The organism is Flavobacterium arundinis, assembly GCF_038289855.1.
GTDB lineage: Bacteria > Bacteroidota > Bacteroidia > Flavobacteriales > Flavobacteriaceae > Flavobacterium > Flavobacterium arundinis.
The window spans coordinates 192,849-213,963 of record NZ_JBBYHR010000002.1 but is presented as its reverse complement, the minus strand read 5'-3'; the positions used below and the strand labels follow the sequence as shown (position 1 = coordinate 213,963).

The window sequence follows — 21,115 nt, the reverse complement described above, 5'->3', positions numbered from 1 at the left end:
AGAATAAAGTGAAGATAGAGAACAATTTCGACCTGACCAATTATAACAGCTATCGGATAAAAGCAATATGCAAAAGGGCGTTTTTCCCTGAGAATGAAGCTGATTTTGTAGAAATATTTAAAGACTCCGGCCTTGATAACAAAGTGATCATCGGCGGTGGCTACAATATAATATTCTCTAAAGATCGTTATGAAGAAGATTTTATAATCGTTGGCGAGAGCTATTCGTCTATAACCCTTGAAGAAGGCAATATAGTGGTATGCGAGGCAGGGGTAAGCACAATAGAGCTTACAGAGTTTGCTCATGCAAATTCACTCTCGGGCGTAGAGATTTTCTATGATATTCCAAGCTCGCTTGGCGGCGCTGTTGTTATGAACGCAGGTGCCAGCGGCGAAGAGATAAAAGATATACTCGTAAAAGTAAGGTACCTTGACCTTGCCGATATGCAGGTAAAAGAAATTTATAAGGCTGATATTGGCTATGAATACAGGAACAGCCTTTTCCAGCGTGAGACCAACCAGGTTGTATTAAAGGTTTGGCTACAGCTCCAGCCAGGAGATGCAGATGAGATCAAAAATAAGATGGAAACGGTTAAGGAAGCACGATGGGCAAAACAGCCTAAAGAATACCCGAATGCCGGAAGTGTTTTCAAAAGGCCCCCGGGGTATTATGTAGGCCCGATGATCGACGAACTACAGCTTAAAGGATACCGTATAGGTGGCGCTGAAGTATCTAAAAAGCATGGAGGGTTTATTATAAATGTAGACCATGCAACCGGAGAGGATATTATTGGTGTTATCAAACACGTACAGTCAAAAGTAAGGGAGCGTTTTAACGTTGATTTAGAAATAGAACAAAGGATCATATAACATGAATATATTATTTTTAATTTCGAATGATGGCGGAAACGGAGTAGGCGGGCACTACAACTCGCTGAACCAGGTAAGCATTGAAATGGCGAAAGACCACAACGTTAAGATACTTACCCTTGGTTCTGCTTCGAGCCCGGTTATCATGACCAATCCCTATTTTGAAAAACATATCAAAGTAGGCAAGGGCTTAAAAAGCGTATTTAAATTAAATTCGGAATTAAAAAGCTTTGTAAAAAACTTCCGCCCGGATGTGGTGCATTGCTTCGATACGCATTCCCTCAACAGGATACTGCCGACATCAGCATTGTCAAAATTCCCTGTTGTTTTAAATAAATGCGGCGGTAAAAATCCTTCGGGAGGCAACTACCAGCACGCTGATGCCATTGTTGTTTTCAGTAAAGAGAATCAGGACTGGTTCACAAAAAACAAGAATTACAAAAACCAAGATATTTTCATTATCCCGAACAGGGTGAGAAAACTTGACCTCCTTGAAGAAAACAAGAGGGTGGAGCAAAAAGACCCAAACAAGATCACTTTCGTAAGGATAAGCAGGCTTGGCGGGGCGTATGAAAAAACACTTCTGGATACTTTTAACCTGATTGAAGAACTATCCAAAAAATATCCGGTTGAGCTGATCGTTATCGGCCGCATACAGGATAAGGCACGTTTTGAGAACCTTATGAAACAGGCCTCTGACAGAAACCTGCCTGTAAAATATATAACCGATGAGAGGGCTGCAAAAGGCTCCGACTTTTTATACCTTGCCGATTTCGTTGTAGGCACGGGCAGGAGCTTTATGGAAGCAACGTCGCTTGGCATACCTTCCCTGACACCTGTTGAGAACGCGAATTACCCAATGCTGGTAAATACCGAAAATTTTGATGAGCTTTTCAGTACGAATTTTTCTGAAAGGAATAAGGCTCAAACGAAGCATGTAGATAAGAATTTATCCAATATCGAAGCGCTGATACAGGATAAAACGAAATATGAGGCGGCAAGAAAAGAGACGCTCGACCTGTTTACCGAGTTTTTCGGGACAGGTGGCATAGTTACTAAATACAATGCCGTTTATGATTATGCTGTTAAAAAAGGCCCGAACCGGTTTGCATTAATTAAAAAGAATTTAATTTACATAGTGAAATTCCTGTTAGGCAAATAGGCTTATAGTATTTAATGAGATCAAATCAGACAAAAGGCTTATCAATAGCACTGCTTTTTCTTTCTCCTGTCATTGGGCTGTTCAGTGCTGTAAAGCATTTGGAATGGAAAAATAAGAAGCTGGTTATCATTCTCTTCATTGTAATGTACGGTTCGCTGCTACAATATGGTGAGGGTGCCGATGCTGCTGCTTACATGAGGCTTTTGAATAATTACGACCACATGTCGTTCTCAGAATTCTTCCTGAGGTTAGAGCATATCATTACTTTTTCCCCGCTTGAAGGTTCGCCGAACGACGTGTATGCCCACGTTCTGGCATTCTTTTCTGCCAGTATACTGGGAATGCATGGTTTGTTTTTCCCAATTGTCGCATTTATTTATGGGTATTTCTATGTCAAGGCAATGTCTAAGATATTGGTCTGGGAGCGAGGGCGTAAACTGGCATTGCCGATACTCCTCATTGTCATATTATTTATTATCCACCGGAGTGTTACAAGTTTCCAGACGGTTCGTACATGGACGGGGATGTGGGTTCTATTTAATGGGGTTTATGGTTATCACCAGACAGGTAAGAGAAAATACCTGTTCCTCATGTGTTGTGCGCCCCTGATACACTTTGCCTACTTTGTAATCGGGATACCTGCATTTTTTGCGCTCTTTGTAAAGAAGATCCCGGCTAAAGCAATTATAGGACTATATCTTATTTCTTTCTTTACCAATTTTGACCCTGGAAATATCGTAGATGCATCTCAGGATAACTCCCTTGCTGAAACCAAGGTAAGCGCCTACTACCGCCAGGATGAATCGGGTGAAGGTATTGACCCGATTGCGGTACGTATGGAGGCAGGTAACTCTGTATGGTATGCCAAGTATGGTAAAACCGATGCGGTATATTATGGCGGTCACGCCTTTGCTTTACTATTGATATTGAGCGGTTATTTTAAAAAGAAAATGACCCAGTTGGAAGTCGGCCTGTTTGCGACGGGGCTTTTAACGGCAACACTCGCAAATTTCGGGGCGTTCTCCTACGCCTTCTACAGCCGCACCATGGCCAATGCGGTAATTTATATTCTCGCGGTCGTCACGATAATGGCCCTGCGGGGAGCATTTTCATTTAGTGATACTCGCAACCCCAGGCTGATGCGTTTTTTGAACTGGGTTTGCATCCTGATATTTGTACCTAAGATGGTCTTTTTCGTTTCAGAGCTTCTGGTAATGTCAAGTATCTTCATCCTGGGCCTGCCTTTTATAGGCTGGTTTGATAGTACCATGAATGTTTCCATACGGGAAATGATAGGTGAATTTTTATAAAAACAATATACTATGCTGTCTAAATTAATCAAAAACTTTTCTAATCTTCCGGGCTGGAGGTCGAACCGTAAAATTGTTGTCATTGAATCGGATGACTGGGGAAGCATAAGGATGTCTTCGAATGAAGCCTACCAAAATTTAGTAAAAGCAGGCCTGTCTGTAGATAAAGGCCACGGAGGAAGGTATAACCGGTATGATACTCTTGCCTCAAAAGAAGACCTGACGGCTTTATTTGAAACGCTTTCAAGTGTTAAGGACAGCAATAATAAATCGGCGAAAATGACTGCGGTTAGCCTTGTAGCCAACCCGGATTTTGACAAGATAAAAGCTGGTAATTTCCAGCAATACCATTATGAGCCGTTTACCAAAACCCTCGAGCGCTACAATAAGGCAGACGCATTCCCTTTATGGAAAGAAGGAAGGGAAGCAAACGTCTTTGTACCGGAATTCCATGGAAGGGAGCACTTAAATATCCAGGCCTGGCTGAGGGCGCTGAAGTCCGGCGATTCAGAAGCACTGGTTGCTTTTGATAATAATATATGGGGCTATAACAGGAAAGACGGCAAGATCGGTTTCCAGGCAGCCTTTGACCTTGAGCTGGCTTCAGATCTTGCGATGCAGAAAGAAGTAGTGAAAGACGGGCTTGCCCTTTTTGAAAAGCTGCACGGCGTTAAAGCGCAGTTCTTTGTTCCGCCGAACGGGCCATTAAACAACGAATTGGAAAAAGTTGCAGCCGACAGCGGCATTATCTATATGTCTTCGCCTAAAGTACAGGTAGAGCCATTGGGGGAAGGAAAGACAAAGAAAAACTTCAGGCACATCGGCAAGAAAAACAGCCACGGCCAGACCTATATTACCAGGAATGCTTTCTTTGAGCCTTCTGGTTCATCCAAAGACGAAGTGAACAACTGCCTTTACGAGATCGAAACCGCTTTCAAATGGAAAAAGCCTGCGGTTATCAGCTCGCACAGGATCAATTTTATAGGAAGCCTGGATGTTACCAACAGGGACAAAGGCTTAGAGCAACTGCACAAGCTTTTGACCGCCATAGTTAAAAAATGGCCTGACGTTGAATTCATGACATCTTCAGAACTTGGGGATATTATTACTAAACGTAACGATCACAGGTCATAATGCTGAATAAGTTTAAAAGCGCTTTAAACAGGAGCCTTACCAACAGTAAGGGTTGGAAGACCAGCCGTAAGATCGTTGTTATCGACAGTGACGACTGGGGCAGTATCCGCATGCCTAATAAAGAGGTACGGGATGCTTTCCAGGAGTCCGGCTACAATATCCTGTCCAATCCGTATTGCAAATATGACACACTGGCCAATACGGAAGATTTAGACCGTTTGTTCAGCGTGTTGCTCAAATTTAAAGATAAGAACGGTAACCATCCTGTTTTTACAGCCAACACCGTCGTTGCCAATCCTGACTTTGGTGCGATAAAACAATCAGGGTTTACCCAATATTCGTATAAGCCGTTTACAACGACGCTTAAAGAATACTACCCCGATGAAGATGTGTTCGGGAAATGGCACGAGGGGATGAATGCTAATATCTTCAGGCCGCAATACCACGGGAGGGAACATTTGAACGTTCCCGTATGGCTTGAAGCCTTGAAGGGTAATAATAAGATATTCATCGATGCATTTGAAGCCGGTTTTTGGGGTGTGCCGAAAAATCTCCACAGCAAAGACATTTATAATGTACAGGCTGCTTACAGCTCTGATAAAGCTGATAATATTGCGTATTATAAAAAATCCATCCAGGAAGGGCTCAACCTGTTTGAGGAGATATTTAATTTCAGGTCAAAGACATTTATTGCCAATAACTATACCTGGTCGCCGGAACTGAATGCAACCCTCCTTGAAAGCGGGGTGACGGCTTTCCAGAGTATGAAATACCAAAAAATACCGGACGACACGAAGAAAGGCGGTATAAGGCTTTATCCGGTAAGCACAGGAAAGAAGAACGAACTGGGCCAGATATACCTGGTAAGGAACTGCTTATTTGAGCCATCGCAGATGTCCCGCAATTTTGATAATGTGGGAAGCTGCATTAAGGATATCGAAAATTCCTTTTTCTTTAAAAAGCCTGCTATCATTGCCAGTCACAGGCTTAATTTCATAGGCGCTATTGCTCCTGAAAACAGGGAACAAAACCTTGCAATGTTGCATAACCTTTTAGAACGGATCACTAATAAATGGCCTGATGCAGAATTTATGAGCTCAGACCAATTGGCCGATATAATTCATAATGGAAAATAATAAGACAAAAGTATGTTTCCTGATCCCATCCTTAAATGCAGGGGGAATAGAAACCTATTTGTTACGATTTTTAGGCTACCTCGGCAGCAGCATGGATGTAACTGTGATTGTAAGGAAAAATGCAAAGGGGGAACTCTACGATGATTATCTGGCAACCGGATCTAAGGTGCTGTTTATGCCGCTTGGTTATTTTGAGCCGCGAAAAATGGTATCTTACTACAGCTTCTTTAAAAAGAACAGGTTTGATGTAGTATGCGATTTCAACGCCAATTTTGCGGGCATGCCAATGCTTTTAAGTAAGATGGCAGGCGTTAAAAAAAGGATAACATTTTACAGGCAGGGAAGCCACCACTTTAAAAAGACGGCGTTCAGGGTAGCTTATACCAATTTCCTGAATAAGCTGGTATACAAATACAGTACGCATATTTTTGCTAACTCCGTATCGGGGCTAAAGTTCTTTTTTGGTGACAAATACCCGGCCGATCCACGTTTCAAGGTAATACGGAATGGGGTAGGGGTAGCCAATTTTGCCAATGTGCATATGGATAAAAAAGAGCTTCGGGATAAGCTTGGCATGCCGCAGGATAAATTTATAGTGGGCCACACCGGGCGTTTTGCAGAAGCAAAGAATCATTTTTTTCTGCTGGACGTTGCCCAAAAGCTGGTAGAAGCCGATAAGGATTTTTATTTTGTGCTGATAGGCAATGATACCGACAAGCTTATACCATACAGCCAAAAGCTGGGCATAGAAAAAGATATTATGTTTTTGGGCTTTAAGTCCAACATACCGGAATACCTCAAAGCGTTCGATGCGTTCTTCTTTCCTTCGGTTACCGAAGGCCAGCCGAATGCCCTGATCGAAGCGATGATATCCGGGCTGCCCATTATAGCATCAGACATCAACCCAATTGTGGAGTGTATGCCTGAGAATGACATGAAGAGCCTTGTTAGTCCCACGGATGTACCGGCGGCAACGCAAAAAATACTGGAATTAAAGCAAAATCCTGAGAAATTCACGTACCAGAAGTTTGCCTCGGAGAATTTTGATGCAGAGATACAGTTCAGGATATTTAAAGAAAATTTACAATAAGGATAAAGCATGGGAAAAGTGTTATTTGTTCATGACGGACCGATACTCAGGGATACTCAGGGTAAATATTTTGGCATACATTATAAGAATGCCCTTGTGGACAGATATGCTTATTTAGGGGAGCAGGTAACTTTTTTAATGAGGCTCAGGCACATTGATGAAAGTGAGTCGAAACGGTACTCGGCAATCGACAGGGAAAATTTCAACTTTATAGAGTTTCCTAATTTCAAGTCGCTTGGCGCTTATAAAAACAGGTCGAAAGCAATAAAAATAATCAAAGATGCCGTTGAGGCCCATGATGTGATCGTGGTGCGCCTTCCAAGTGCTTCGGGTTCTATCGCTTTTGAACATGCCCGGAAGCTCAACAAGCCGGTACTCACAGAGATGGTTGCCTGTGTGTGGGATGCCTTGTGGAACTATAACTGGCAGGGAAAAATACTCGCACCGTTTAAATACTATTACTACAAAGGCCTGCTTAGTAAAGCCACCCATACGGTTTATGTAACCAGTGAGTTTTTACAGAATCGTTACCCAACGAATGGAAAATCGACCAACTGCTCGAATGTGGTTTTGAACGAGATAAACGAGCAGAGCCTGGCAGACAGGATAAAGCACATTAATGAGCAAAATGGCATCCTCACCATAGGTACCGTTGCAGCCGTTGATGTATTGTACAAAGGACAGGCCGATGTGATCCAGGCCGTAGCAAAACTGAAAAAAGAAGGCGTTAAATTTAAATACAGGATCGTTGGTCAGGGCAACCAGGAGAGGCTTCAAAACCTGATAAAAGAACTTGATGTTGCCGACCTTGTAGAAATCGTAGGGCCGCTTTCCCACGATAAAGTATTTGAGTTCCTTAAAACTATTGATATATACATTCAGCCGAGCCGCCAGGAAGGACTGCCAAGGGCCGTAATAGAAGCGATGAGCCTTGCCTGTCCCGCTTTAGGTACAACGGCTGGCGGAATACCGGAGCTTTTAACCAAGGACTGTATATTCCCTAAAGGTGGTATTTCGAAGATGTGCAAAATATTAAAATCCCTCGATAAGCCATTTTTAATTGAACAGGCGAAGCTTAACTTTGAAAAGTCAAAAGCTTATGAAGTAAACGGCCTGAATAAAAGAAGGGAAGATTTTTACGATACGTTTAAACAAGACTATGGAATTAAATAGGAAAAAGCTCATCATAGGTATAACTGCCGATGCAAGTGTTGAATTGATCCACGGGCAATTGAAGTATTTTGTAAGCCAGGGGTATGATGTTTACCTTATGGCTCCGGGTACCGACCGTACGCGTGCATTTATCGAAAAAGAAGGTGCAAAGCTATTGCCGATTGAGATTGAGAGGACAATCAGCCCGCTTAAGGATTTGAAAAGCCTTTTCCAGATAAAAAAAATATTGAAGGAAGTAAAGCCGGATATTGTTAATTTTGGAACTCCAAAAGTAAGCCTGCTGGGAATGATAGCCGCGAAGATGACAGGTGTGCCATTCCGTATCTATACCTGCCGCGGTTTCCGCTTTGAGCATGAGAAAGGCATGAAGAGGAAATTCCTTATCAGCCTGGAGAAGGTAACGGCAAAATGCGCGCACAAAATAATATGCATAAGCAACTCTGTAAAGGACCTGGGGATTAAAGAAGGGATATTCACTGCCAAAAAAACGCTTACCATAGGGCGTGGAAGCAGCAACGGTATAAACCTGGATATTTTTTACCCCCGTCAGAATGAGCAGGCAAAACTTGCCGGAATGCGCGAAACCTATAAGCTTGGCGACAATTTTGTCTTCGGCTTTGTGGGCCGGATCGTAGACAGGAAAGGGATTAAAGAACTGTACGAGGCATTTGATAAATATCACAGTGAAAACAAGAATACCAGGCTGTTGGTAGTAGGGGCGCCTTACTGGGACCAGATAGCCGACAAAACCCTGATCGATAAATTCAATGCGCATCCGGGTATAGTCATGGCAGGATTGCAGCCTCATAACGAGGTGCCGTATTTCCTTTCCCTGATGGATACCTTTATACTGCCGGCATGGTGGGAAGGCTTTGGCAACGTGCTTATACAGGCGGCTGCTACGGGTATACCGATCATTACGACGGATTCAACAGGATGTAAGGATGCAGTTTCAAACGGCTTTAACGGCAAGTTTGTGCCACCGCATGAAATAGGCGCACTCGTTGATATGATGCGCTACTTCCATACCCATCCTGAAGAAATTAAGGTATTTGGTGAGAACGGGCTGAAGTGGGCACAAAATTTCAGGTCGGAAACGATCTGGAAAGGGATGCAGGATATATATGAACATACAGCTAAGTAAAAGCATAGCATAATGGCGGTTTTTACTGCTGGATATAAAACCCAAATAAAATGTACAGACATTTTTTTAAAAGGCTTATTGATTTTCTGTCATCGTTTTTTGCGCTGATACTATTACTGCCTTTTTTGCTTATAATAATTGTATTCCTTTATTTCGGCAACAGGGGTTCTGTTTTCTTTACACAGGAACGCCCCGGGCTGAAAGGCAAAGTATTCAGGGTTATCAAGTTCAAAACGATGAACGACCTGAAAGACGCATCGGGGAATTTACTGCCTGATGCCGACCGGTTAACGGCGACAGGAAAATTTTTACGCTCAACATCATTAGACGAGCTTCCGCAGCTGATCAATGTTTTTAAGGGCGATATGAGCCTTATAGGGCCAAGGCCGCTATTGGTAAAATATTTACCTTTGTACAACGAAAGGCAGGCCAGAAGACACGAGGTGCGTCCGGGTATTACTGGCTGGGCACAGGTAAACGGCAGAAATGCCATTTCCTGGGAACAAAAGTTTGAGCTGGACGTTTATTATGTGGACAACCTTTCTTTGGGCTTAGATATTAAAACACTATATTTAACAGTCTTAAAAGTGGTCAAGAGAAGCGATATCAACACGGAAGGTGTTGCTACAACGATCCCTTTTACAGGAACAAAAAACGATAACTAAAAAAGATACATTATGGAAGATAAATTTATTGACGCTTTAAAAGAAGCGCTGGAAATGGAAGACCAGGAAGTTAATTTTGATGATAATTTCAGGGATTACGATACGTGGGATTCGCTTTCAAGGCTATCGCTTATAGCGGTACTGGACAGTGAGTTCGATGTTCAGATCGAGGATGCAAAATTCGCAAAATTAATTACCGTAAGGGATTTGTATAATGCTGTAGTTCCAACCGAATAAACATGGCTTTACTAGAGTTTAAAAATATTGGGATTACGGGAATGGCAGCAGCTGTTCCTAAAAACGTGATCAATAACTACGAATATACCCAATATTTTCCCGCCGAAGATGTTAAGGATATCGTAGACAAGGTAGGCATATTTGAAAGAAGGTTTGCCGAAGAGGGGACCTGTGCTTCCGACCTTTGCTTCCATGCTGCCGAAAAGCTAATCGCCGATATGCAGATTGACAAGTCAGAGATCGACGTACTGGTTTTTGTTTCGCAGACAGCGGACTACCGTATGCCTGCAACGTCTATCATTTTGCAGGACAGGCTTGGCCTTAATAAAAGCACCATAGCATTTGATGTGAGCCTTGGCTGCTCCGGATTTGTTTATGGCCTTTCTATCGTTTATGGGTTCATGCAACAGCAGGGACTGAGAAAAGCCTTGTTGCTTGATGGCGAAACCCGTTCGAGGGTATACAGCCCGAAGGATAGGAAAACAGCTTTCCTTTTTGGCGATGGCGGTATTGCTGCTATCGTAGAAAGAAATGAGGCATTCGGACCAAGCTGGTTTTCGCTTAACTCAGACGGTTCCAAATCTTCATTGATAAAAATGGATGCAGGCGGTTACCGCAACCCGAGCACACCTGAAAGCCTTACCGAAAAAGTAGTTGATGAGTATGGTAATATCCGTACTGATGAGCATGGCTACATGAATGGCGCCGATGTATTTAATTTTGTTTTGGCAGAAATACCTAAGGATATAAAAAATACGCTGGCTTTCTCAGGAAAAGAGATTTCCGGGCTTGACTTTTTTGTGTTCCACCAGGCAAATAATTACATGAACGAATACCTGCAGAAGAAACTTAAGCTGGAAACAGAAAAAGTGCCGTCTTCGGTAGCAAAATTTGGGAATACTTCATCGGTTTCCATACCGCTTACCATTGTTTCAGAATTGAAGGATAAGCTGGAGGGCGAGAAGGAATTATACCTTTGCGGCTTTGGAGTGGGCATGTCATGGGCTTCAGCCATTATAAAAACAAAAGACTGCCATATAAGTGACCTAGTTGAAGTATGATGAATACCGACCTTAATGCGTTTGCATTAGAAAATAAAAATATAATAGTTACCGGAGCCACTTCGGGCATCGGAAAGCAAATAGCAATTTTGTGCAGCAGGCTGGGGGCCACCGTTATCCTGTTGGGCAGGAATAAGGAACGCCTTGACGAAACGGTTGCAGCGCTTACTACTCCGGAAAACCATATCGCCTACAGCATTGATATCAATGACTTTGATGCCGTAGCCGATGTGGTTAAGGAAGTGGTTGCACAAAAAGGCAAAATACATGGCCTGGTAAACTGTGCAGGTGTTTCACCTACAATTCCGTTCCGTACATTATCGGTGCAGAAAATGCAGGAAGTTTTCAGTACCAATGTCGTGGCTGCCATGAACCTGGCCAAAATTGTATGTAAACCGGCCAACATTGCCACTGAAGGTGGGAGTATTGTGTTCATAGCCTCGGTTATGGGCTCTGTAGGGGAAGTCGGCAAATCGCTGTACGGAATGAGTAAGGGCGCGCTGATTGCAGGGGCAAAATCTTTAGCCGTAGAATATGGCGCTAAAAAGGTACGCTTCAATGCTATTTCCCCGGGAGTTGTAGTAACACCCATGTCGATGTCGTCTGAGTATAGCAAGGATGTTGAAAAGCTCAGTTATGTTACGGGGCTTCACCCACTTGGCCTTGGCCAACCCGAGGATATAGCCCAGGGAACGGCTTTTCTTTTGTCCGATGCCTCACGGTGGATAACCGGTGCCGACCTGAAAATAGACGGGGGTTATACCGCACAGTAACGATATCTTTTAGAAACCGAAACCTTTAAATACTATCATGATCCGGATTATTATAATTGGAGCAGGCGGGCATGCCGCAGAAATTGACGAATACATTGCCTATGCCAACAAGCTGAACGGCAACCAGGACTATACTGTGGCTGGCTTTATTGATGATAATGAGGGCAGCTATGGTGTTTATTCGTTTTCAGGGCCTTTTTTGGGTGATATACAAAACCATATCGTAGATAAGGATGCTAAGTATATCATGGGAATTGCCAATCTTGCCTACAGGAAAAAAATCACAGAAGATTTTATTGGAAGGGGAGCATCCTTCCTTACATTCATACATCCGTTAGCCTATGTTTCGCAATCGGCAAAAATAGGCGAAGGCGTTGTTATGGGTCCTTATGTAAATGTAGGCCCTAATGTAGTAATAGGCAACTACACCCTTATAAATTCGCGTGCCAGCATGGGCCACGACACAAAGGTTGGCGATTATAACTTTATAAGCCCTAACGTTTGTTTCTCAGGATTTACCACCATTGGCGACGGAAACCTGTTTGGCATAAATTCAGCTTCAATCCCTAAGGTGACTATAGGCAATGGCAATAAGATCGCTGCCGGAATGATAATAGACCGCGATATCGAAGATGATACTACCTATTTCCATCGCTTTAAGGAAAAAGTTTTAGCGATACCTAAAACATAACATACAGGTAATATTTAATTATTGTGCCTTCGGGCACGGCTTTTATCTTAGTATTCGTTACCGGCTGATAATACGGAAAATGCCCGAAAGTACTAAGCAACCGGGCATCTTTAGAGTTGTAATATTATAATATTATAATCAAAAAAGGCTTATAAATTTGCATTACATTTGTTTCACAATTTGAACTAATTTATTCTGATGGCAGAAAATAAAATATGGCTTTCGTCTCCGCACATGGGTGGGACAGAGCAAAAATATGTTCAGGAAGCTTTTGATACCAACTGGGTAGCGCCCCTTGGGCCAAACGTTACAGGCTTCGAGCAGGATCTTGAGAAATACCTTAATGAAGATGTGCACGTTGCTGCACTGAGTTCCGGAACTGCGGCGATACACTTAGCCCTGGTTTTGCTGGATATAAAACACGGAGATGAGGTAATATGCCAGAGCATGACCTTCTCGGCATCGGCCAACCCGATCATGTATGTAGGAGCAACCCCTGTTTTTGTAGACAGCGAGTCCGATACATGGAATATGTGCCCGGTAGCCCTTGAAGAAGCGATCACCGACCGTATTAAACATGGGAAAAAGCCAAAAGCAATAATTTGCGTACACCTGTACGGCATGCCTTTTAAAGCTGATGCGCTAAAAGCGGTAGCTGCAAAATATGATATCCCTATTGTTGAGGACAGTGCCGAAGCATTGGGAAGCACCTACAAAGGTCAGAAATGCGGTACTTTTGGTGATATTGCAATATTGTCATTTAATGGAAATAAGATAATAACCACATCCGGCGGTGGTGCCCTCGTAGCTAAAAACAAAGCAGTGAAAGACAAAGCGGTGTTTTTATCTACCCAGGCAAGAGATAATGCCCCACACTACCAGCACAGCGAAGTAGGGTATAATTACAGGATGAGTAATATATGCGCAGGCATTGGGCGCGGGCAGATGGAAGTTTTAGAGAAGCACATTAACCTGAGAAGGGAAATGAACCAGTTCTATACCGATATATTTAAAGATAACGAATATGTTACCGTATTTAATGAACCGGACAGCGATTACAAATCGAATCACTGGTTAAGCGCTATTCTTGTTGATCCTAAAGGCGGAAAAACACGTGAAGACCTTAGGCTTGAGCTGGAAAAGCACAACATAGAGTCGCGTCCGTTATGGAAACCGATGCACATGCAGCCAATTTTTGAAGGTTATCCGTACTATGGAGGAAAGGTGGCGGAAGACCTTTTTGAAAACGGATTGTGCCTTCCATCGGGTTCAAATCTTGTTTCTGAAGACAAAGAAAGGATAGCAAATGTCCTTACTTCATTTTTTTAAGATTTTTTTCTGATTTAAAATGCCAAAGTGTAGCAGAATTGCTATATTTATGGGGTATTATACATAAATGACTGAATAAATAGTAATTGTGAGTAAGAAAGTTAAAAAGAACTTAGCCGGAGCTATGAATCATGCTCTTAATAATACCAAGTTGTGGCACACTGTCAACAATTTAGGTTATCTGCCCCGTTGGATTATACTTTTAATAGATTTGCTTGTAATCTCTATTACCGGGCTTTTGACTTATTTGGTGATCCACAGGACGGGGGTATTATATATAAAGCCTGACCTTTATATTATAAGCATTCCGGTTTACCTTTTTGTAAGCCTTCTTTCTTTCAGGGCATTTAGGACATATTCCGGTATAATACGGCACTCGTCCTACATTGATGCCGTAAAAATATTCTTTTCACAATTTACTTCGGCGACTTTGTTGCTGGCTTTCAACAGTATTTATAAATCTACTACAGGCGATCTGTTATACCTTAATATAGGTTTGTTTATTAATGCGATATTCTCGTTTACCAGCTTGTTTATATACAGGGTACTGATTAAGCAGTTCTTTGAGAATTACCTTAATTCGTCGAAATCCCAAAACCTTGTAAAGGCTATTATATACGGTACCGATGCCAATGCTATAGCGGTTGCTAACGCGCTAAAATCGGAAATACCAACAAGGTTCAAGCTTGTAGGGTTTGTAGATAAATACAGCCAGAATAAATCCAAGATGATCCTTGGCCTGCCGATATTGCAGCATAAAAAGAGGATATCTGTGCTGATGCGTATTTTTAAGGCTGAGGCGCTTATAATAGCCGACAAAAGCCTTTCTAAAGACGAGAAGCTTGCTATAGTGGATGAATGCCTTGAATTCAACTACAAGGTATATACGGTTCCCCTGATCACAGACTGGGAAGACCAGAAAGAGATATCCAAAAAAGTTAAAAATTTCCAGATACAGGATTTGCTTGAAAGAAAGCCGATAGTGCTGGATAATAATATGATATCGTCGCAGCTGAAAGGCAAAACGGTTTTGATTACCGGTGCAGCAGGATCTATTGGCAGTGAGATCGTAAGGCAGGTTATACAGTTTAATCCTACCAATGTAATTATGCTGGACCAGGCGGAAACTCCGCTTCACCATCTGTCGCTTGAAATGCAGAAAGTAGATACCAATAGCAATATTTGTTCGGTAATCTCGGATGTGCGGAACAGGACAGCATTAAATGAAGTGTTTAAAAAATACAGGCCGGATGTGGTTTACCACGCCGCTGCCTATAAGCACGTACCATTGATGGAAGAGAACCCGTCTCAGGCGATTTTCGTGAATGTACTTGGGACCAAAAATGTTGCCGATCTGTCCTTTGAATACAAGGTAGACAGCTTTGTGATGGTATCTACAGATAAGGCTGTAAACCCAAGTAATGTAATGGGGGCAAGCAAGCGCATAGCCGAAAAATACGTTCAGTCGCTGCACCACAAATTAACTATAGACGGCAATTCCAAAATAAAATTCATTACGACACGCTTTGGTAATGTACTTGGCTCTAACGGTTCTGTCGTGCCATTGTTTACAAAACAGATAGAAGCCGGCGGTCCAATTACGCTTACACACCCCGATATTATACGTTATTTCATGACAATACCCGAAGCTTGCCAGCTGGTACTAGAAGCCGGCGCTATGGGCAGGGGGGGAGAGATCTATATTTTTGATATGGGCAAGCCGGTTAAAATTATAGACCTTGCCAAAAAAATGATCAGGCTTGCCGGATTCATTCCTGACAAGGATATTGAGATTAAGATTGTGGGCCTCCGTCCAGGAGAAAAGCTTTACGAGGAACTGCTTAATGATACAGCAAAAACCCTTCCGACGCACCATGAAAAAATTATGATAGCACAGGAGATATTTGAAAACTTTAATGAATTGGGAGGGCTTACCGACGATTTGATAAGTACAGCTGAAAAATACTCCAATGACGATATTGTGGTGAAAATGAAACAGATAGTTCCGGAATTCATAAGCATGAATTCAGAATTTGCGTCTCTTGACCAAAAAGTAGTATAATAACTATTTATGTAAATTTAATTATTTGCTAATAATAAAAAATTATCTTTGCACAGATTTTTAACAAATTCATCGGTAAAGGCCGAGTTGAATATCCACTAATTTTTTTCAAATGTTAAAAAAAGTAATTGTTTTTCTTACACTGGCTTTGGTAGTAACATCATGTGCATCCAGCAAAAAGATCTTGTATCTTAATAATTCAGGGTCAGAAGCTGAATTTGAGGCAGTAAAATATGCCAACCTGCTGCAGCCGGATGATAACCTCCTAATAACGGTTACAGCTGATGAGCCATCGTTGGCAGCGGCATTTAACATTATGTACCTCTCCCTTCAAAGTAGCGGACTTAACAATGCGAGTAACAGTAGTGCGTTGACAACATATCTGATTAACCAAAATGGTGAGATCGATTTTCCCGGCCTTGGAATAATTAAGCTGGCTGGATTGACCCGTATTGACGCGGAAGCCAAGATCAGGGGCCTCCTCGCAAAACACATTGCGAATCCGGGTGTAAATTTAAGGGTGATGAATTTTAAAGTATCTGTTATAGGCGAGGTTTTACGACCGGGACAGCTACAGATGGGTAGCGACAGGGCTACCATCCTTGAAGCTATAAGTATGGCTGGCGACATGACCATTTATGGCAAGAGGAAAGAAGTAATGGTCATAAGGGAAAAGCAAGGGATAAAATCTATTAATTATGTTGACCTTACGGATGTTAATATCGTTAATAGTCCTTTTTATTACCTGTCCCAGAACGATGTAGTATATGTTAAACCAAACCAGACAAGGGTAAATTCGTCAGTTGTAGGTCCTAACCTTACTATTGGTATTTCTGCTGTTTCACTTCTTGTTACTATAATTGCTTTAAGCACACGATAATATGCAAAACGAATCCCAGTTTGTAGAAAGCTCAGATTTAAATTTCAGGTTAAAAGATACATTTTTCAGGTATTTGTCAAAATGGCCGTGGTTTGTAATAAGCATTGCCATTGCATTATCACTTGCCTTTATCTACCTGCGTTACAGTATTCCAAAATACAGTGCATCTGCTATGATTTTGGTAAAGGATGACAAAAAAGGTGGTATGGTTGCCGACCTTGCCGCTCTTAGTGAGATGGATATGATGAGCGGTATTAAGAGTACCGTTGATAACGAGATCGAGGTTATCAAATCAAGGACGATCTCTGAATTTGCTGTTAGGGACCTGGAGCTGAATATACGCTATATTAAGGAAGGTACGGTTAAAACCGTTGACATGTATAAGACATCGCCTATTAAGGTGATCCTTGCGGACAAAAGTTCTATAAAACTAAGCCAGTATAAAGTAGAATACAAAGGGGATAATAAATTTCTCCTTCTTGATGGCGAAGATAACAAGATAGGCAACTATAAATTTGGAGAGCTGATCAGGCGTAAAACAGGAGATTTTACCGTAGTGAACCAGACTCCCGCCAATGAAAAGTTTGTAGTGTCTGTTTTCATAGAGCCGGTTGAAAAGACAACAGAGAGCTTTAAAAGCAAGCTTATCGTAGAGCTGGTTAATGAAAAAACCAGTGTAGTAAAACTGACTATAGTTGATGCGGTAAAAGAACGTGCTGAAGATTTCCTTAATACGATAATCAGCAATTATAACCGCGACGCTATTGAAGATAAAAACAAAGTATTTAAAAATACCGCAGCATTTATTGATGACCGCCTCAGTTTGATAACCAATGAATTGGGTGACGTGGAAAAAAGCGGCGAAAGCTATAAAAAGAATAACGGCGTTACTGATATAGTATCTGAAGCGGGTATATTCCTTCAAAACGCTACTGATTTTGAAAAACAATTTATCGAAACAGAAACGCAGTTGAGGATCGTTGCTTCGCTAAAAGACTATGTAAATACATCTTCGAAAACAGATCTTATACCGGCTAATATCCTTACCAGTACTGCACAGGATAATGCCACGACCCCGACCCTCATAGATGAATACAATTCATTAATGCTTAAGAGGACCCGTATGGCGCAAAGCGCCGGGCCTGAAAATAAGATGATGCTGCAGATGGATTCGCAGCTTGCAGCCTTAAAGGATAACGTGATATCAAATCTTGACAGGTTAAAAGCCAGTCTCGACATCAAAAAGCGTGACCTTATGGAGCAGCAGCGAAAACTGGGAGGTAAAATTTCGAATGTGCCAACACAGGAAAGGGAATACAAATCCATTGCGCGCCAGCAGAACCTGAAAGAAGCGCTCTATATTTACCTTTTGCAAAAGAGGGAAGAAACCGCCATCTCTCTCGCATCTACAGCGCCTAACGCCAAGATCATTGATGCAGGCCTTGCCGAAAATATCCCTGTTTCACCAAAAACAAAAGTTATTTATCTGGCAGCGTTGTTTTTAGGATTAATCATTCCGTTTGGTTTCATTTATGTAGCAGACCTTCTTGATTCTAAAATACACAGCCAGAGAGACCTTGAAAAATTATCAGTGCCGTTTTTGGGTGACGTTCCAAGGTTTGAGACCGAAACAAATGAACTTGTTAATATACACAGCAGGTCCAGTACAGCGGAATCTCTCAGGATTATACGCACCAATCTGGAGTTTATGCTTAGCGGGGTTGCCAAGGGTACCGCCAAAACGATCTTTGTAACATCAACGATACCTAAAGAAGGTAAGACTTTTATCTCTGTCAACCTGGCATCGACAATTGCGCTATCCGGTAAGAAGGTACTATTAGTGGGGCTTGATATCAGGAACCCTAAGCTTGATGAATATATTGCATTGCCATCTAAAGGTATTACCAACTTCCTTTCTTCAGGGGATACGGATATCCTGCCTTACATTATAAATGTCGAAGGTTTTGACAATCTGTTTATCCTGCCTCCGGGTATCGTTCCTCCGAATCCTGCGGAACTATTGATGAGCCCTAAAGTAGAAAAGATGTTTGACGACCTTAAAGCAGAATACGATTACATAGTGGTAGATACCGCTCCGGTGAGCCTTGTAACGGATACGATCATTATTGCTAGTTTTGCGGATTGCTTTGTATATGTTGTACGTGCCAACCACCTTGATAAGCGTATGCTTGCATTGCCGGAATCGCTTTATAAAGAAGGCAAACTGCCTAACATGTCCACCATCCTTAATGATACGAATCAAAATAAGGGTTACGGCTATGGCTACGGCTACGGTTATGGCTACGGTTATGGATATGGCTACGGTTATGGTTACGGCTACGGACAGGATGTCAAAAAGCCAAAAACATGGAGAGAAAAATTATTTGGAAAGAAATAATCTAATCGATACAGTATTAAAACAACAATTCCCTTTTTACTCGCTAAAAAGGGAATTGTTGTTTAATGCCTTTATCAAATTGTCGTTTTGCTTTAACAAGACCGGGTTTTTAAAAGCGTCTGTGTGCCGCTCATGATGGGTGTCTGATCCTGCAAAATCGATCATATTGTTGTCAAGAAGCTTTTTGCAGACCTCGAATACCGGTTTTCCGTAATACCCTGTTACTGATAGCAGGTTTATTTGGAACAGGCAGCCGGCTCTTTTGAGCTTACTATATTCATCCTGCTTAAAATGGTAAAACATATAGCGTTCAGGATGCGCCAGCACCGGCTTATAGCCTGCAAGCTGGAGCTCAAAGATAACATCATATAATTGCATCGGTGGGCTCAGGTAAGACATTTCAACCAAGACGTATTTATCCTTAAGTGTCAGCAGCTCTTCTTCTTTAAGCAATTTCTGAAATGTGTCGTCAATCAGGTATTCGGCAGCAGCCTTAAAAGGGTTTTTGATGTCCTTTGTTCCTAAAAATTCTTTTGTAGCCGCTTCTTTTGCAGTGATACCCTGTTTTGTATTGTTCCATACTCCCGTCAATACGTGTGGCGTTGTTATAAACTGCGAGAAACCATAGCCCTTAAGGGTATTGATAAGCGTCAGCGAGTTTTCCTCATCTGTTGCGCCATCATCGATGCCGGGAAGCAGGTGGGAATGTATATCGACATAGCCGTCGGGTATCAGGTCAGCGAGGCGGGTTTTAGGCTTATTGAATAAAAACAAAGTGATTCGGTTTAAATTACCCACAAAAATAAAGTAAATCAGTATGCAAAGGGCGGTAAAATATATTAAATTTTAACATTTGCCCATTTATACCCTTACTGCTTTATTGTCTTTAAGTATCCGTAATAAAACAACGATTGTAACAGCGACTAGGGGCAGCATCATGATCAGGTGAGGCTTATTTATCAGTAGGACAAAATATACCGCAATACACGCAAGGCAAACGTAAGCGGTTGCTGTGGCGGCTTTTTGCTTTTTTGTGAAAATGAATAAAAGGAGCATCAGGAAAAACGGGTTAAAGAGCAACGCATTGTAATTTTGCATTAACTCAGAGTGCAGGGATATCATGCCCATGAAGCAGAAGAGCACGCCCAATAGCCCTGTAATAGCAAGGTAGGATCTTCTGACAAGTATTTTACGGGAAGCCCCAACCATTAAAAGCAGGCACAGTGCTGCATACGTGTAAAAATTATTCCAGACCGATATCCTTTGTTCTGCCGTGCTTTTATAAATAGTTATTGTTGGCTGTGCTAAATGTCCGGTAGCTGTTTTTGTATTCGCCAGGCCCTGCATAAGCTGGTCAGGAAGAAAAAGCCGGTCCATCTCCCGGTCTGTTTTATAGCCGAAAAGCAGGTTGATACCCAGGCTTTCGTAAAAACTATTGTTGAGGCGCTCAAAAATGATTCGGCGGTTGGTTTTTCCTTTATCCGAATTCTCCATTGAAATTTTATCGGAAGAATATTTACTGATCAGGTCGCCTGCCATGGTGGTGCAGTTTCGGTCGATGAATTTATACGTATAATAACGCCTGTCCGACTGCAATGTTTCCTGAAGTTCAGTAGCAATCTGCTGTTTTTGCGCTGTGGTAAGGTTGAGTTCCTGCTCAAAAACATCGCGGTTGTAGTATTTATAGGTGTAAACAAAATCTTCATAAGAGCTGGTGGAAAGCATATACTGAAGGTCGCCCTTTATGAATTTCAGGTAGAAATTTGGTGTATCGAAATCAAATGTCCCATAATTGCATACTACGTCTATTCCGGTTACAGGGTCTAAGATACGAATGGCTGTATGCCCAAAAACAGAATAAAGCTCGTCTCCGGGGCCGCAGGTAAGCAATGTTATTTTTGCATCGTCGGACAACCGGTTTTGTGCAAAGGCATTGAAGCATAGCGGTAAAAGTAAAAGGAGGGAAGTGAGTAAGACTTTCAGGCGCATTGATAGTAGTTT

The 21,115-nt window shown here is 42.0% G+C and carries 19 protein-coding genes; 17 read left to right on the top strand and 2 right to left on the bottom strand.

Features of this window, described 5'->3' with window-relative positions; translation table 11 throughout:
• The first annotated feature begins 8 nt into the window (after positions 1–8).
• The 17 genes from murB (at position 9) to AAEO56_RS03930 (ending at position 19,114) form a co-directional block, all read left to right on the top strand.
• Positions 9–869: a UDP-N-acetylmuramate dehydrogenase gene (murB, locus tag AAEO56_RS04010; protein ID WP_341695737.1), complete on the top strand. Its 861-nt coding sequence runs from the start codon at positions 9–11 to the stop codon at positions 867–869.
• Position 870: 1 nt separating this feature from the next.
• Positions 871–2,031, top strand: a complete 1,161-nt coding sequence (locus tag AAEO56_RS04005) for a glycosyltransferase family protein (protein WP_341695736.1) — start codon at positions 871–873, stop codon at positions 2,029–2,031.
• Between the two features lie 14 nt (positions 2,032–2,045).
• Positions 2,046–3,341, top strand: a complete 1,296-nt coding sequence (locus tag AAEO56_RS04000; protein WP_341695735.1) for a hypothetical protein — start codon at positions 2,046–2,048, stop codon at positions 3,339–3,341.
• Between the two features lie 12 nt (positions 3,342–3,353).
• Entirely contained in the window at positions 3,354–4,475 is a 1,122-nt protein-coding gene (locus AAEO56_RS03995; RefSeq protein WP_341695734.1) for a polysaccharide (de)acetylase, read from the top strand.
• Complete coding sequence (locus AAEO56_RS03990) at positions 4,475–5,611, top strand: polysaccharide (de)acetylase (RefSeq protein WP_341695733.1); 1,137 nt, start codon at positions 4,475–4,477, stop codon at positions 5,609–5,611. The genes AAEO56_RS03995 and AAEO56_RS03990 overlap by 1 nt, the downstream gene beginning before the upstream one ends.
• Entirely contained in the window at positions 5,601–6,701 is a 1,101-nt protein-coding gene (locus AAEO56_RS03985) for a glycosyltransferase (RefSeq protein WP_341695732.1), read from the top strand. The genes AAEO56_RS03990 and AAEO56_RS03985 overlap by 11 nt, the downstream gene beginning before the upstream one ends.
• Positions 6,702–6,710: 9 nt before the next feature.
• Positions 6,711–7,874, top strand: a complete 1,164-nt coding sequence (locus tag AAEO56_RS03980; protein ID WP_341695731.1) for a glycosyltransferase — start codon at positions 6,711–6,713, stop codon at positions 7,872–7,874.
• The gene (locus AAEO56_RS03975) at positions 7,861–9,018 is read left to right on the top strand and encodes a glycosyltransferase family 4 protein (protein ID WP_341695730.1); all 1,158 of its coding nucleotides are present in this window, start codon (positions 7,861–7,863) and stop codon (positions 9,016–9,018) included. Before AAEO56_RS03980 ends, AAEO56_RS03975 begins: the two co-directional genes overlap by 14 nt.
• A 50-nt stretch (positions 9,019–9,068) precedes the next feature.
• Positions 9,069–9,683 carry a sugar transferase gene (locus AAEO56_RS03970; protein WP_341695729.1) on the top strand — a complete coding sequence of 205 codons (615 nt, stop codon included), beginning with the start codon at positions 9,069–9,071 and terminating at the stop codon, positions 9,681–9,683.
• A 12-nt stretch (positions 9,684–9,695) separates the two neighbouring features.
• On the top strand, positions 9,696–9,920 hold the full coding sequence (locus AAEO56_RS03965; protein ID WP_341695728.1) for an acyl carrier protein: 225 nt from the start codon (positions 9,696–9,698) through the stop codon (positions 9,918–9,920).
• A 2-nt stretch (positions 9,921–9,922) separates the two neighbouring features.
• Entirely contained in the window at positions 9,923–10,981 is a 1,059-nt protein-coding gene (locus AAEO56_RS03960) for a 3-oxoacyl-ACP synthase III family protein (RefSeq protein WP_341695727.1), read from the top strand.
• Positions 10,978–11,754 carry an SDR family NAD(P)-dependent oxidoreductase gene (locus AAEO56_RS03955; protein WP_341695726.1) on the top strand — a complete coding sequence of 259 codons (777 nt, stop codon included), beginning with the start codon at positions 10,978–10,980 and terminating at the stop codon, positions 11,752–11,754. The genes AAEO56_RS03960 and AAEO56_RS03955 overlap by 4 nt, the downstream gene beginning before the upstream one ends.
• A gap of 37 nt (positions 11,755–11,791) precedes the next feature.
• Entirely contained in the window at positions 11,792–12,445 is a 654-nt protein-coding gene (locus tag AAEO56_RS03950) for an acetyltransferase (RefSeq protein WP_341695725.1), read from the top strand.
• Between the two features lie 198 nt (positions 12,446–12,643).
• Entirely contained in the window at positions 12,644–13,774 is a 1,131-nt protein-coding gene (locus tag AAEO56_RS03945) for a DegT/DnrJ/EryC1/StrS family aminotransferase (RefSeq protein WP_341695724.1), read from the top strand.
• A gap of 211 nt (positions 13,775–13,985) precedes the next feature.
• Positions 13,986–15,836 carry a polysaccharide biosynthesis protein gene (locus tag AAEO56_RS03940; protein WP_407934947.1) on the top strand — a complete coding sequence of 617 codons (1,851 nt, stop codon included), beginning with the start codon at positions 13,986–13,988 and terminating at the stop codon, positions 15,834–15,836.
• 112 nt (positions 15,837–15,948) lie between these two features.
• Positions 15,949–16,716, top strand: a complete 768-nt coding sequence (locus AAEO56_RS03935) for a polysaccharide biosynthesis/export family protein (protein ID WP_341695723.1) — start codon at positions 15,949–15,951, stop codon at positions 16,714–16,716.
• 1 nt (position 16,717) lies between these two features.
• Positions 16,718–19,114 (top strand): GumC family protein, encoded by a 2,397-nt coding sequence (locus AAEO56_RS03930; protein ID WP_341695722.1) that lies wholly within the window; start codon positions 16,718–16,720, stop codon positions 19,112–19,114.
• 36 nt (positions 19,115–19,150) lie between these two features.
• On the opposite strand, the gene AAEO56_RS03925 is transcribed toward AAEO56_RS03930, so the two are convergent.
• The gene (locus tag AAEO56_RS03925) at positions 19,151–19,888 is read right to left on the bottom strand and encodes a tyrosine-protein phosphatase (protein ID WP_341695721.1); all 738 of its coding nucleotides are present in this window, start codon (positions 19,886–19,888) and stop codon (positions 19,151–19,153) included.
• Positions 19,889–19,975: 87 nt separating this feature from the next.
• A complete protein-coding gene (locus tag AAEO56_RS03920) occupies positions 19,976–21,103 on the bottom strand; it encodes a lipoprotein N-acyltransferase Lnb domain-containing protein (protein ID WP_341695720.1) in 1,128 nt (375 codons plus the stop codon).
• Positions 21,104–21,115 lie beyond the last annotated feature (12 nt).